The 13,038-nt window shown below is 67.8% G+C and carries 11 protein-coding genes; 1 reads left to right on the forward strand and 10 read right to left on the reverse strand.

The features are described from left to right. Positions 1-113: 113 nt before the first annotated feature. From BM019_RS20965 to gabT, 3 genes are all read right to left on the reverse strand, one after another. Entirely contained in the window at positions 114-602 is a 489-nt protein-coding gene (locus BM019_RS20965; protein WP_009044015.1) for an Lrp/AsnC family transcriptional regulator, read from the reverse strand. A gap of 43 nt (positions 603-645) precedes the next feature. Next, complete coding sequence (locus tag BM019_RS20970; protein ID WP_092419871.1) at positions 646-1,305, reverse strand: HAD family hydrolase; 660 nt, start codon at positions 1,303-1,305, stop codon at positions 646-648. 96 nt (positions 1,306-1,401) lie between these two features. Further along, on the reverse strand, positions 1,402-2,691 hold the full coding sequence (gabT, locus tag BM019_RS20975) for a 4-aminobutyrate--2-oxoglutarate transaminase (RefSeq protein WP_092419874.1): 1,290 nt from the start codon (positions 2,689-2,691) through the stop codon (positions 1,402-1,404). A 272-nt stretch (positions 2,692-2,963) separates the two neighbouring features. On the opposite strand from gabT, the gene BM019_RS20980 reads away from it, so the two are divergent. Next, entirely contained in the window at positions 2,964-3,887 is a 924-nt protein-coding gene (locus BM019_RS20980) for a 2-hydroxyacid dehydrogenase (RefSeq protein ID WP_092419877.1), read from the forward strand. Positions 3,888-4,024: 137 nt separating this feature from the next. Here the strand turns inward: BM019_RS20980 and BM019_RS20985 are convergent, their stop codons facing one another. The 7 genes from BM019_RS20985 to BM019_RS21015 all read right to left on the reverse strand — a co-directional run bounded on the left by BM019_RS20985 (position 4,025) and on the right by BM019_RS21015 (position 13,037). Continuing rightward, positions 4,025-5,104, reverse strand: a complete 1,080-nt coding sequence (locus BM019_RS20985) for a tartrate dehydrogenase (protein WP_062825955.1) — start codon at positions 5,102-5,104, stop codon at positions 4,025-4,027. 33 nt (positions 5,105-5,137) lie between these two features. After that, a complete protein-coding gene (locus BM019_RS20990; protein WP_092419881.1) occupies positions 5,138-6,595 on the reverse strand; it encodes an NAD-dependent succinate-semialdehyde dehydrogenase in 1,458 nt (485 codons plus the stop codon). Between the two features lie 602 nt (positions 6,596-7,197). Next, entirely contained in the window at positions 7,198-8,355 is a 1,158-nt protein-coding gene (gene argE / locus BM019_RS20995) for an acetylornithine deacetylase (RefSeq protein ID WP_092419884.1), read from the reverse strand. After that, on the reverse strand, positions 8,352-9,506 hold the full coding sequence (locus BM019_RS21000) for an NAD(P)/FAD-dependent oxidoreductase (RefSeq protein WP_092419887.1): 1,155 nt from the start codon (positions 9,504-9,506) through the stop codon (positions 8,352-8,354). The genes argE and BM019_RS21000 overlap by 4 nt, the downstream gene beginning before the upstream one ends. Then, positions 9,503-10,909, reverse strand: a complete 1,407-nt coding sequence (locus BM019_RS21005; RefSeq protein WP_092419890.1) for an FAD/NAD(P)-dependent oxidoreductase — start codon at positions 10,907-10,909, stop codon at positions 9,503-9,505. Before BM019_RS21005 ends, BM019_RS21000 begins: the two co-directional genes overlap by 4 nt. Next, complete coding sequence (locus tag BM019_RS21010; RefSeq protein WP_092419893.1) at positions 10,891-11,199, reverse strand: (2Fe-2S)-binding protein; 309 nt, start codon at positions 11,197-11,199, stop codon at positions 10,891-10,893. Before BM019_RS21010 ends, BM019_RS21005 begins: the two co-directional genes overlap by 19 nt. After that, positions 11,196-13,037: an ABC transporter ATP-binding protein gene (locus tag BM019_RS21015; RefSeq protein WP_062825960.1), complete on the reverse strand. Its 1,842-nt coding sequence runs from the start codon at positions 13,035-13,037 to the stop codon at positions 11,196-11,198. The genes BM019_RS21010 and BM019_RS21015 overlap by 4 nt, the downstream gene beginning before the upstream one ends. Position 13,038 lies beyond the last annotated feature (1 nt).

The raw sequence follows: 13,038 nt of genomic DNA on the forward strand, positions 1-13,038 counted from the left end.
CCGGCAAAAGGCCGGCCCAGACGCAAGCGCGCCCGGTTAGGGGCGCGCGTGAGGGTGATTGATCAGGCGACAAAATGTTATCAGATAACATTTCATTTTGAGAGAAGAACGCGTCAGTGGCGCAACAATTTACGCAGGGGCACGCCGTCCTTGAGGACCGGCGACTTGATGACGATGTAGCTGAAGTACTTGGAGATGCCGATGTTCTTGTCCAGCAGGCTTTCCACCACCTCCTGGTAATGCTGGATGCTGCGGGTCATGAACCGCACCAGATAGTCGTAGCCGCCGCTGATCAGGTGACATTCGAGCACCTCGTCCACCAGGCGGATATTCGACTCGAACTTGGCGAAGTCTTCGCGCTTGTGGTCGCTCAGGGTGATCTCGGTGAACACCATGACCGAGTCGGTGATCTTGGCCAGGTTCAGGTGCGCCTTGTAGCTGGAAATGTAGCCGGCCGACTCCAGGCGCTTGACCCGCTGCAGACACGGACTGGCCGACAACCCCACGGCGTCGGCGAGGCTGACATTGGTCATGCGTCCGTCTTTTTGCAGCTCAACCAAGATGTTGATATCAATACGGTCCAGTTTGACTAAACCTTCCATCGTTTACCTCTTGATTGCTGTGGGATGCAATCGACAAGCAAAATCAGCGCCGTAACGATGCCTGATGCTGGGCCACCAGGTCGGCCATGCTGTTGATGCAGTAGTCGGCGGCGCAGGGTTGCGGATTGCGACTGCCGGCGCGGCAAATCAGGCACAGGCCCGCCGTCGCTTGCGTCGCGGCGGCCGGCGGTCGGGTCACCTGGAGAATGTCCTCGGTGCGCAGGTCGTTGTCCGCCAGCCACTGGCGATCCTGCAGCGGCTGGCTGGCCAGGGAGATGAAATCGTCCTGGGCGATCCCCAGCCGCTCGCACAACAACGCGCGGTCCTCGGCATCGCGATCGCCCTGCACCAGCAGCCGATAGAACTTGCGCAGGTACAGCATCGCCCCCGGCGCGTCCTCGAACAGCGACCAGACCGGCACCGAACGGGCGAAGCTCATGCCCTCCTCCCAGGACGCCTTCAGGCCCCAGCGCTCGGCCAGTTGGCGATGGGCGAAACACAGCAGGCCGCTGAACCCCAGCTCGGCGAAACGCGGGTACAGGCCCCGCACCGTTTCGGCGAATTCGCCCAGCACCTGTTCCTTGTCCGCCTGCCCGCGGCGACTGTCGAGCAAGGGCTGCAAGGCGGCCCAGACCCCCGAGTCGCGGTCCACCAGGACCGCGTCGCAGTCGATCAGCAACGCACGATAATCAGTCAGCCCCATGGCGTGTACAGCCTCCTATGATGCGTTCCATCGATCCATGCTCCAAAAATGCCCACCGGTGGCGCCCGGCAGCCCGGCGCCGACCGGGGCATCAGCTCAGTTCAAGACTCGTGCCAGCGCGGCGTCGAGAATCGCCAGGGCTTCGTCGATCTGCTCGGGGGTTGTTACCAGCGGTGCCAGGAAGCGCAGGACGTTACGGTGGACCCCGCACTTGATCACCAGCAACCCGCCCAGGCGCGCCTGGTCGATCAGCCGCTGCGTCAGCTCGGCATCCGGGCTGCGCGCCGCGTCGTCCTTGACCAGTTCCAGCGCCAGCATGAAGCCGCTGCCACGCACATCGCCGATGCACGGGTACAGCCGCTGCAGGCGCAGCAACCCTTCGCGCAGACGCAAGCCCAGCGCCACGCCGCGGGCCAGCAACTGTTCCTCTTCGTAGGCATCCAGCACCGCCAGCGCCGCGGCGCAGGCCAGGGCGTTGCCGCCGTAGGTGCCGCCAAGGCCGCCGGGCAGCGGCGCGTCCATGATCTGCGCCTTGCCCACCACGCCGGACAGCGGCAAGCCGCCGGCCAGGCTCTTGGCCACGGTGACCAGGTCCGGCTGGATGCCGGCGTGCTGGAAGCCGAACCAGCTGCCGGTGCGACCGAAGCCCGTCTGGATTTCATCGAGGATCAACACGATGCCGTGTTGCGTGGCCAGGGCGCGCAAGGCCTGGAGGAATTCCGCCGGAGCGGCGAGGAAACCGCCGTCGCCCTGCACCGGCTCGATGATGATCGCCGCCACGCGTTCGGGCGCGACCTGGGTGGCGAACAACTCCTGCAATGCCTGCAGGGCCATCTCGCTGCTGACCCCGCGATAGGCATTCGGGTACGGCGTATGGAACACCTCGGGGGCAGTGCCGAAGTTCTGTTTATACGGCTGGCTCATGCCGGTCAGCGTGCTGCCGAGCAAGGTGCGGCCATGGAAACCGCCACGAAAGGCGATCACCGCCGGACGCTGGGTATGGGCGCGGGCGATCTTCACCGCGTTCTCCACGGCCTCGGCGCCAGAGGTGAAGAACGCCGCCTTGTAGGGCTCGGCGCCGCCGATCATCTGGCTCAGACGCCGGGCCAGGTCCAGGTAGGGTCTGTAGGCCACCACCTGGAAGCAGGCGTGGGAGACTTTCTGCAACTGCGCCTGCACCGCCGCCACCACCCTGGGGTGGTTGTGGCCGATGTTCAACACGCCGATGCCGCCAACGAAATCCAGATAGCGCTCGCCGTCCACGTCCCACACCTGGGAGCCCTCGGCGCGGTCGATGACCAGCGGATGGGCAGTGACCAGGCCCCGCGGCACGAACCGATCGCGCTGCTGGAGCCAATGAGGTGTTTCGTCGACCTTGCTATTCATGGCGTTCCTCATACTGAGCCAGGCAACCGGGAAGCGGTTGCGATGGCTTCAGATTAAGGCTTCGGCGGAACCGACTCAGCCGAACTTGGCCCCTGAGAAATCCGGATCCACTGTTTTCACCCCGGCAAACGGCAGATTCCTTCAGCCCCGCCGAATCTGCCGGCCAGGGCCGCGAAGCGTGCTGTACAAGGCTTTCGGACGCGGCCTTTCGACAGATCCTGCTTTGCCGTTGCGGCATCATGAAAGCATCCCCCGTCGATCAGGAGCCGCCCATGGCCCTTCTCTATAAAGCTGACCCCGTGCGTGGCGAACACTGGCGGGCGCTGTTCGCCGAACAGGCCCCGGACATTCAATGGCGCGCCTGGCCGGACCTTGGCAACCCCGAGGAGATCCGCTATCTGGCGGCCTGGCAGGCACCGGACGACCTGAGCCTGTTGCCTAATCTTGAGGTGCTGTTCGCCCTCTCGGCCGGGGTCGATCAACTGGACCTCGCGCGCCTGCCGCCGGACTTGCCGGTGGTGCGCCTGCTGGACCCGGGCATCACCCGGGGCATGTGCGAATACGCCAGCTTCGCCGTGCTCAGCCTGCACCGCGACATGCTGCGCTACCGGCAGCAACAGCTCGCCCGCTGCTGGCAGGCGCACCTGCTGCAACCGGCGGCGCAACGCCGGGTCGGGGTCATGGGCCTGGGGCAACAGGCGCAGCAGATCCTCGCCACCCTGCGGCCGCTGGGGTTCGCCCTGTCCGGCTGGGCCCGCAGCGCCCACCGCATCGACGGCGTGCAGTGCTTCGCCGGCAACCAGCAGTTGCCGGCCTTTCTCAGCCAGTGCGACATCCTGCTGTGCGTACTGCCTCTGACCGAACAGACGCAGGGCATCCTCGACCGCGAGCTGTTCCGTCAGCTACCCCGTGGCGCAGCGCTGATCAATATGGGCCGTGGCGGCCATCTGGTGGAACAGGACCTGCTCGACGCCCTGGCCAGCGGCCAGCTCAGCGGCGCGGTGCTCGACGTCCTGCAACAGGAACCGGCCCCGGCCGAACACCCGTTCTGGGATCACCCGCAGATCCTCCTGACCCCGCACATCGCCGCCATGACCCAGCCGCAAAGCGCCTTCGCCGTGCTGCTGGACAATATCCGTCGCCACCAGCGCGGCGAACCGATGCTCGGGCAGATCGACCGAACCCAGGGCTACTGACCCCCACGATCGCTGTAGCCGCTGGCGCAGCCTGCGATCGGCGGCGCAGCCGTCGTGAAACCGCTGATCGCGTGCATCAGGCCGATCCGGGATACAGCCTTGGCGGGCTAGCGCCCGATCGCAGCCTTCGGCAGCGGCTACAGGGCTTCGGCAATCGCCGCGCCGACGTCTTGGGTCGAGGCCTGGCCGCCCAGGTCCGGGGTGATCGGGCCCTGGGCGATCACCTGTTCGATGGCCTTGAGAATGCCGTCGTGGGCGTCGCGGTAGCGCTGCTCGCCATTGCCGAGGAAATCCAGCATCAGCGCGCCGGACCAGATCATCGCGATCGGGTTGGCGATATTGCGCCCGTAGATGTCCGGCGCCGAGCCGTGCACCGGCTCGAACAGCGACGGGAAGCGCCGCTGCGGGTCGAGGTTGGCCGAAGGCGCGATGCCGATGGTGCCGGCACAGGCCGGGCCGAGGTCAGAGAGAATGTCGCCGAACAGGTTGGAGGCCACCACCACGTCGAAACGCTCCGGCTGCAAGACAAAACGCGCGCAGAGAATATCAATGTGCTGCTTGTCCCAGCTGACCTGCGGGTACTGCTCGGCCATCAGCGCCGTGCGCTCGTCCCAGTACGGCATGCTGATGGAAATCCCGTTGGACTTGGTCGCCGCGGTCAGGCGCTTGCGCGGCCGGGCCTGGGCCAGGTCGAAGGCGTACTGGAGAATGCGGTCCACGCCACGCCGGGTGAACACCGACTCCTGCAGCACCAACTCATGCTCGGTGCCCTCGAACATCTTGCCGCCCACCGAGGAATACTCGCCCTCGGTGTTCTCGCGGATCACCACGAAATCGATGTCCCCCGGCTCGCGCCCGGCCAACGGGCACGGCACCCCGGGGAACAGCCGCACCGGGCGGATATTCACGTACTGGTCGAAGTCGCGGCGGAACTTGAGCAGCGAACCCCACAGGGAAATATGGTCCGGCACCTTGTCCGGCCAGCCCACGGCGCCGAAGTAGATGGCGTCGAAATCCTTGAGCCGCTCGAACCAGTCCCCGGGCATCATCTGCCCGTGTTCCAGGTAGTAATCGCAGTGCGCCCAGTCCAGCACCTCGATCTCCAGGTCCAGCCGCCACTTGTGCGCCGCCTGCCGCAGCACCCGCAATCCTTCCGGCAACACTTCCTTGCCGATCCCGTCGCCGGCGATGGCGGCGATCCTGAATGCCTTGCTCATGTCGCGTGTCTCCTCGAAGTCGGTGCGGGCGGGTCACAGGCCGCCGATGTGGAACGCCTTGATCTCCAGGTATTCGTCCAGGCCGTACTTGCTGCCTTCGCGGCCCAGGCCCGATTGCTTGATGCCGCCGAACGGCGCCACTTCCATGGAGATGATCCCGGTGTTGAGGCCGACCATGCCGAACTCCAGCGCTTCGCCGAAACGCCAGGAGCGGCGCAGGTCCTGGGTGAAGTAGTAGGCGCCCAGCCCGTAGGGCGTGGCATTGGCGATGGCCAGCGCCTCGGCCTCGTCGTGAAAGCGCATCAGCGGCGCCACCGGGCCGAAGGTTTCCTCATGGGCCAGGAGCATCTCGGTGCTGGCCTCGCCCAGCACCGTGGGCAGTACGAACTGACTTTCGCCCTGGGGAATCCCGCCGCACAGCAGGGTCGCGCCCTTGCCCAGGGCGTCGTCGATATGCCGGGCGACCTTGCTCACCGCCGCGGCATTGATCAACGGGCCGATGCTGACGCCCGGCTCCAGGCCATTGCCGACCTTGAGCTTGGCCACCTCCTCCACCAGGCGCTGGGCAAAACGTGCGTAGATGCCGTCCTGGACCAGGATGCGGTTGGCGCAGACGCAGGTCTGCCCGGCGTTGCGGAACTTGCTCTGCATGATCCCGGCGATCGCCTGTTCCAGGTCGGCGTCGTCGAACACCACGAACGGCGCGTTGCCGCCCAGCTCCAGGCTCAAGCGCTTGATGTGCTCGGCGCTCTGGCGCATCAGCAGGCGGCCGACCGCGGTGGAACCGGTAAAGGAAATCTTGCGCACCGCCGGGTTGCCGGTCAGCTCTTCGCCAATCCCGGCCGGCATGCCGGTGAGCACACTGAACACCCCCGCCGGAGTCCCCACCCGCTCGGCCAGCACCGCCAGGGCCAGGGCCGACAGCGGCGTCAGGTCCGAAGGCTTGACGATGATCGGGCAACCGGCGGCCAGGGCCGGCGCGCATTTGCGGGTGATCATCGCGTTGGGGAAATTCCACGGGGTGATCGCCGCACAGACCCCCACCGGCTGCTTGAGGGTCAGCAAGCGCCGATCGCCAGCGGGTGCCGGCAGGGTGTCGCCGCAAATGCGCCGCGCCTCCTCGGCGAACCATTTGACGAACCCGGCGCCGTAGCGGATTTCGCCCTGGGCTTCGGCGAAGGGCTTGCCCTGTTCGGCGGTCATGATCAGGGCCAGGTCGTCGAGGTTGTCGAGCATGGCCTGGTACCAGCGCTCCAGCAGCTGTGCCCGCTCCGCCGCCGGGCGCGCGCGCCAGGCCGGCCAGGCGCGTTCGGCGGCGGCGATGGCCAGGCGGGTCTGCGCGCCCTGCAGGGCCGGGACCCGGGCCAGGCATTCGCCGCTGGCCGGGTCGAGCACCGCCAGGGTCGCGCCATCGTCGGCGGCCACCCACTGCCCGTCGATGTAGGCCAGTTCCACCAAGAGGCTGGGGTCTTTCAAACGATTCTTGAGCATGGTCGAGTCCTGTTCCGAGACAGCCCCCAGTCTAAGCAGGCATCGCAGCCCAGGATGCTGAAAGCGCCGGGCCGACAGCGTCGGATGCTGAAAAACGCGGCGTCACAGCAGCCTCTACCGAGAACCTGAACACCACCCTGTAGCCGCTGCCGAAGGCCGCGATCGGCGGCGCAGCCGTCGTAAAACCGCTGACCGCGGTGTATCAGGCCGACCCGGGATACAGCCTTGGCGGGCTCACGCCCGATCGCAGCCTTCGGCAGCGGCTACAGGGGCCGGCGTTCGCCAGGAAAACCGGGATCGCTGTAGCCGCTGGCGCAGCCTGCGATCGGCGGCGCAGCCGTCGCAAAACAGATAACCGCGGTGTATCAGGCCGATCCGGGATACAGGCTTGGCGGGCTGGCGCCCGATCGCAGCCTGCGGCAGCGGCTACAGGGGCCGGCGTTCGGCTGGAAACCGAGATCGCTGTAGCCGCTGGCGCAGCCTGCGATCGGCGGCGCAGCCGTCGCAAAACAGATAACCGCGGTGCGTCAGATCGATCCAGGATGCAGGCTTGGCGGGCTGGCGCCCGATCGCAGCCTTCGGCAGCGGCTACAGGTGACGGCTCAGCGTTTCAGGGAACCCAGCAAGCCTTCGAGAAAACGCTGGCCGGCGTCCATCTGGCTGACCTCGATGAACTCGTCGGGCTTGTGCGCCTGCTCGATGGAACCCGGGCCGCAGACCACCACCGGGATGTCCAGGCGCTGGTTGAACAGGCCGCCTTCGGTGCCGAAACCGACCTTGGCGTAGCCGGTGCCGGGCGCGGCGAAGTCATGGAGGAAACGCACCGCCTCGACACTCGGATGGGTCTCCAGCCCCGGGTAGACATTCAGGGTTTCGATCTCGATGGCCGCCACCTCGGAAAGCTGGCGCGCCTCGCGCACGATCAGCTCGGCGCGTTCGCGCATCTGTTCGAGAAACTGCTCGAGATCGTCCGCCGGCAGGTTGCGCACCTCGAAATCCAGGGTGCACAGGTTCGGCACTATGTTCAGCGCCTTGCCCCCGCCAATCTGCCCGACGTGCACGGTGCTGTAGGGAATGTCGTAGTCGGCGTCCCGCGCGCCCTGCTCGCGCAGGCGCTGCTGGCTGTCGCGCAAACCGGCGATGAAATCGCAGGCCAGGTGAATCGCATTGGCCGCCAGCGGCGCCAGGGAAGAATGCGCTTCCTGGCCACGGCAATGGGCGCGGTACGAGCCCTTGCCCTTGTGCCCGAGCACGAACTGCATGTGGGTGGGTTCGCCGATCAGGCACAGGAACGGCCGCACCGGCGCCAGGTGCAGCACGTCCAGCAGCCGTCGCACGCCGACACAACCGATTTCCTCGTCATGGGACAGCGCCAGTTGCAGCGGCCGGCTCAAGGTGCAGTCCGCGGCATCGAGCATGGCGTCTATGGCCAGGGCGATAAACCCCTTCATGTCGCAGCTGCCGCGCCCGTAGAGGCGCCCGCCCTGCTCCGTGACCTGGAACGCCGGCAGGCTCCAGGCCTGGCCGGCGGCGGGCACCACGTCGGTGTGCCCGGACAGCAGGACCCCCGGCAGTTCCCGGGGCCCGGTGCTGGCGAACAGGTTGGCCTTGCGCCCGCTTTCGTCCTTGACGATCAGCGACTCGATGCCCTTGCTCTGCAGCAGCTCGCGCACGTATTCGATCAGCGCCAGGTTCGACTCCGAGGACACGGTGTCGAAGGCGATCAGGCGCTTGAAGATCTCCAGTACCCGGGGTTTCATGAGGCCTTACTCCGTTGTGCGGTGGTGCCGGCGAAGCGGCGAATCGAAAAGGCGTCGATCGAGGTGCCGGTGCTGCCGGTGGCGATCAGCTCGGCCATCACGTCGCCGACGCCCGGGCCGAGCTGGAAGCCATGGCCACAGAAACCGAAGGCGTAGTACAGGCCGTCGACCTGGCCGCTGGGGCCCATGATCGGCAGCGAATCGGGCAGATACCCTTCGATGCCGCTCCACACCCGGATGATGTTGAGGTTGCCGACGCCCGGCAGCAGCCGGCGCATCTGCTGGATCTGGTTGAGGATGCTGCGCGGTTCGACCTGGGCGCGCCTTGTGAGCATGTCCGGTTTGCTGCGGTAGCCACCGCCGATGATGATGTTGCCGCGGGGAATCTGGCGGAAGTAGATCACCTCCTCGGGGATCTTGGTGTAGACCCCGATCACCGTCGGCAAGGCGTAAGGCACCGGCTCGGTGACCGCCATCTGCGGACCGTTGGTGTCCAGCGGCACCGGTTCGCCGAACTGCTCGGAGAGCTTCTGGCCCCAGGCGCCGGCGGTGATCAGCAGGCGTTCGGCGCTGAACTGGCGACCATCGGTGGTGCCGACCAGGAACCCGCCGCCGACCTTCTGCACCTCGCTCACCTCGGTGCGCTCTTCGATCCGCGCCCCGGCGCGCACCGCCGCCCGGGCAAAGGCCGGGGCCGCCAGGCGCGGGTTGGCATGGCCGTCATGGGGCGCGTAGGAGCCGCCCTTGACGTCCGGCCCGAGAAACGGAAAACGCTCGTGCAGCTCGCGGCCGCGGTAGATCTGCAGGTCCAGCTCACGCGCCTCGGGCGCCGCGGCATAGGCTTCCAGTTCGGCGATCTCGTCCTCGCGGTAGCACACCCGCATATGCCCGCTGGCGATGAACTCCAGGTCGTCGTCGATCAGTTCCGGCAGGCGCTTCCACAGGGCCCAGGAACGGTTGGCCAGCTCCAGCTGGCCGAGATAACGGCCCTGGCGCCGCACGTTGCCGAAGTTCACCCCGCTGGCGTACTGGCCGATCTGGTCACGCTCCAGCAGGGTCACCGACTGGCCGCGCCGGCGCAGGAAAAACGCCGCCGCCGAGCCCATCAGGCCGCCGCCGACAATCAGCACATCGGACTGTTGCACGGTCATGGCGTCACCTCCCCGGTGAGCATCGAAAGGGGTTTGACCGGGGCCTGGCCGCGCTGCCGGCCCACCTCCTGTACCGCGACCCCGGCCGCGGCGGCGATCACCTCGGCCCCGGCCTGGGAACAGTAGCGGCCCTGGCAGCGGCCCATGCCGACCCGGCTGAAGGCCTTGGCGCGGTTGACCTCGCAGGCGCCCTTTTCGCGCACGGTGCGGCGCAGTTCGCCGGCGCTGATCATCTCGCACCGGCAGACGATGGCCGTGTCCGGCAGTGCCTTGGCCTGGGCGCTCGGCCAGGGAAAGGCCTGGGCCAGGCCCAGGCGGAACTGGTCCATCACCGCCAGGGCCTGGCGCTGTTCGTCCAGTTCCGCGGCGTTGACCGGCAGTTGCAGATCCTCGAGCAGTGCCAGCGCCGAGAGGCGCCCAGCGTGTTCGGCGGCGTCGGCGCCACGGATCTTCGCCCCGTCGCCGGCGGCGTAGACCCCGTTGACGCTGGTGCGCCCGGCCTCGTCGAGTTCCAGCAGCCATTGGCTGGACGCCGGGTCGAAGGCCAGGCGGCAACCGGCGAGGTCGGCCAACTGGGTTTCCGGACGCAGGTGATAGCCCAGGGCCAGGGCATCGCACTCGACATCCAGGCTGTCGCCCTTGGCGGTCTTGACCTGCACCAGGCTGATCCCGCCCTGGGCATCGCCCAGTACCCGGATCGGCTGGATGCCCAGGTGCACCGGGACCCGGGCCAGGCACAGCCGCGCCAGCAGCTTCATGCCGGTCCAGAGCAATCCCGGGCGCGCCAGCAGCTTCGGCAAGGCGCCGATGCGCTTGCCCAGCGGCGAGGTGTCGAGCACCGCCGCGACCTGCGCCCCGGCCTTGAGGTACTGGCTGGCCACCAGGTACAGCAGCGGCCCGCTGCCCATGAACACCACGCGGTGGCCGATGGACACCGACTGCGCCTTGAGGGCGATCTGCGCGCCGCCGAGGCTGTAGGTGCCCGCCAGTTGCCAGCCTTCGAGCGGCATCAGGCGGTCGGTGGCGCCGGTGCAGAGGATCAGCGCGTCGTAGTCCAGGGTGAAGTGCCGGCCCTGGCTGACGCAGCACAGCTGCCCCGGGGTCAGGTTCCACGCCAGGGTGTCCGGGCGATAGTCGATGCGCGGGCGCAGGCGCTCGAAGCTGTCGTGCAGGGCCCGGGCCTTGTGCGCTTCGCTGCCGTACAGGGTGGCGTAGTCGCGGCGGAAACCTTCGGGCTGGCGACGGTAGATCTGCCCGCCGTCACGGCGGTTTTCGTCGACCAGGGTCGGCACGATGCCGGCCGCCAGCAGGGTTTCGGCGCAGCGGGTGCCGGCCGGGCCGGCGCCGACTATCACCACCCGCGGCGCGCTGCCGGACGGGATGTTCAGCCGTGCAGTGGCCATATCGCCTCCGGTTGTGTGGTGAGAATGTCCAGGCCCTCGCGGACCTCGCTGGAACAGGCGCGCAGGCGCTCGCCGGCGCGGGTCCAGACCCAGCAGTCCTGACAGGCGCCCATCAGGCAGAAGCCGGCGCGCCGGCCGGAATCGAACTCCGACTGGCGCAGGGCCGCCCCCTGGGTCAGCAACGCCACCATCAACGTGTCGCCCTGCAATGCCTCGATGGGCTCCCCGTCCACCCGCAGCCGTACCGGCGCCCGTTCGCGCTCGCCCAGCCGTACAAAACGCCCCTTCATGCGTAGGCTCCCTCGGTCATGCCATTGAAGTTCTGTTGGCTCTGCAGCAGCTCGCCGCTGTCGCGGTGGCAGAGGATCTCGCTGCCGCCGTCGATGGCGCGGCGGTTCGGCGCGGTGCGGTTGCACAGGCCGTCGATGCGCACCGGGCAGCGATTGAGGAAGGTGCACAGCTCCGGCACATTGGCCTTGGCGCCGATCGGCGGCAGGCTGGCGCAGGTGCTGCCGCAGCTTTCCAGCCAGCCCTGGCACAGCTCCGGCACCGAGTGGATCAGCAGGTCGGTATAAGGATGGAACGGCGCCTGGCCGAAGGCCGCGCGGCCGCCGGCCTCGACCTTGTGCCCGCTGTACATCACCACGATGTCGTCGCACAGCGCGCGCACCGTGGAAATGTCGTGGCTGATGAACAGGTAGGACACCCCCAGCTCCTGGCGCAGGTCACGCAGCAGTTCGAGAATCGCCGCGCCGACCACGGTATCCAGGGCCGACGTCACCTCGTCGCAAAGGATCAGGTCGGGCTTGGCCGCCAGCGCGCGGGCCAGGTTGACCCGCTGCTTCTGCCCGCCGGACAGCTCGTTGGGCCGCCGCTGCGCGAGCGTGCGCGGCAGCCGCACCAGGTCCAGCAGCTCGTCGATGCGCTGGCGCAGCGCGGCGCCCTTGAGGCCGAAATACATCTTCAGCGGCCGGCTGAGAATGGCGCTGACGCTGTGCATGGGGTTGAGCGCGGTGTCGGCGTTCTGGAACACCATCTGGATCCGCCGGAACTGCTCGTCGGTGCGGCTCGACAGGCTGCCGCCCAGGGGCTGGCCGTCGAAGGTCAGGTTGCCCAGGGCCGGGGCCAGCAGGCCGGCCACCACCCGCGCCAGGGTCGACTTGCCCGAGCCGGACTCGCCGATCACGCCGATGGCCTGGCCACGGCGCACGGTCAGGTCGATGTCCTCCAGCACGCGGATCATCGGCATGCCTTGCAGGTTCTTGTTGCCGTAGCCGGCGGTCAGGCCCTTGATGGTCAGCAGCGGCTGGTCCTCGGCGATATCGCTGGGCGGGCGAATGGTCGAGTCCGGGCGCGCGGCCGCCAGCAGGCTGCGGGTGTAATCGTGGGCCGGGCCCTCGAGCAGCGGCGCGGTGGCGCTCTGTTCGAGGATCTGGCCGCCGTTGAGCACCACGATCTGATCGGCCATCTGCGCCACCACCGCCAGGTCGTGGGACACATACACCGCCGTGGCCCCGCGTTCGCGCACCACCCGTTTGAAGGCGCGCAGCACGTCGATCTGGGTGGTGACGTCGAGCGCGGTGGTCGGTTCGTCGAGGATCACCAGCAGCGGGTCGCTGATCAGCGCCATGGCCGCCATCACCCGTTGCAACTGGCCGCCCGAGACCTGGTGCGGGTAACGCTGGCCGATGTGTTCCGGGTCCGGCAGGGCCAGGTCGCGGAACAGTTCGATGGCCTTGGCCTCCAGGTTGGCGCGGCTGTCCAGGCCATGGATCAGGGCGCCCTCCAGCACCTGGTCGAGCAGGCGTTTCGCCGGGTTGAAGGCCGCCGCCGCGCTCTGGGCGATGTAGGACACGCGATTGCCGCGCAGGCCCTGCAACTGCTCCTCGCCCAGGGCCAGCATGTCGTGTTCGCCGACCCGCACCACCCCGGACGCCAGGCGACAACCGCGGCGGGCATACCCCAGCAGGGCCAGGGCGATGGTGGTCTTGCCCGAGCCGGACTCGCCGATCAGCGCCAGCACCTCGCCCTGCTCCAGGGCGAAGCTCACGCCCTTGACGATCTCCACTTCGCCGCCCTCGCCGTCGGCGACCACCCGCAGGTCTTGCACTCGAATCAACTGGCTCATT

The organism is Pseudomonas sp. NFPP07 (assembly GCF_900115645.1).
Lineage (GTDB): Bacteria > Pseudomonadota > Gammaproteobacteria > Pseudomonadales > Pseudomonadaceae > Aquipseudomonas > Aquipseudomonas chlororaphis.

Coding starts and splice junctions, on each gene's coding strand:
- BM019_RS20985 (WP_062825955.1), bottom strand. CDS start 5,104: ATGAGCAAGGCATTCAGGATCGCCGCCATCGCCGGCGACGGGATCGGC.
- BM019_RS20970 (WP_092419871.1), bottom strand. CDS start 1,305: ATGGGGCTGACTGATTATCGTGCGTTGCTGATCGACTGCGACGCGGTC.
- BM019_RS21005 (WP_092419890.1), bottom strand. CDS start 10,909: ATGGCCACTGCACGGCTGAACATCCCGTCCGGCAGCGCGCCGCGGGTG.
- BM019_RS20980 (WP_092419877.1), top strand. CDS start 2,964: ATGGCCCTTCTCTATAAAGCTGACCCCGTGCGTGGCGAACACTGGCGG.
- argE (WP_092419884.1), bottom strand. CDS start 8,355: ATGAAACCCCGGGTACTGGAGATCTTCAAGCGCCTGATCGCCTTCGAC.
- BM019_RS20990 (WP_092419881.1), bottom strand. CDS start 6,595: ATGCTCAAGAATCGTTTGAAAGACCCCAGCCTCTTGGTGGAACTGGCC.
- BM019_RS20965 (WP_009044015.1), bottom strand. CDS start 602: ATGGAAGGTTTAGTCAAACTGGACCGTATTGATATCAACATCTTGGTT.
- gabT (WP_092419874.1), bottom strand. CDS start 2,691: ATGAATAGCAAGGTCGACGAAACACCTCATTGGCTCCAGCAGCGCGAT.
- BM019_RS21000 (WP_092419887.1), bottom strand. CDS start 9,506: ATGACCGTGCAACAGTCCGATGTGCTGATTGTCGGCGGCGGCCTGATG.
- BM019_RS21010 (WP_092419893.1), bottom strand. CDS start 11,199: ATGAAGGGGCGTTTTGTACGGCTGGGCGAGCGCGAACGGGCGCCGGTA.
- BM019_RS21015 (WP_062825960.1), bottom strand. CDS start 13,037: ATGAGCCAGTTGATTCGAGTGCAAGACCTGCGGGTGGTCGCCGACGGC.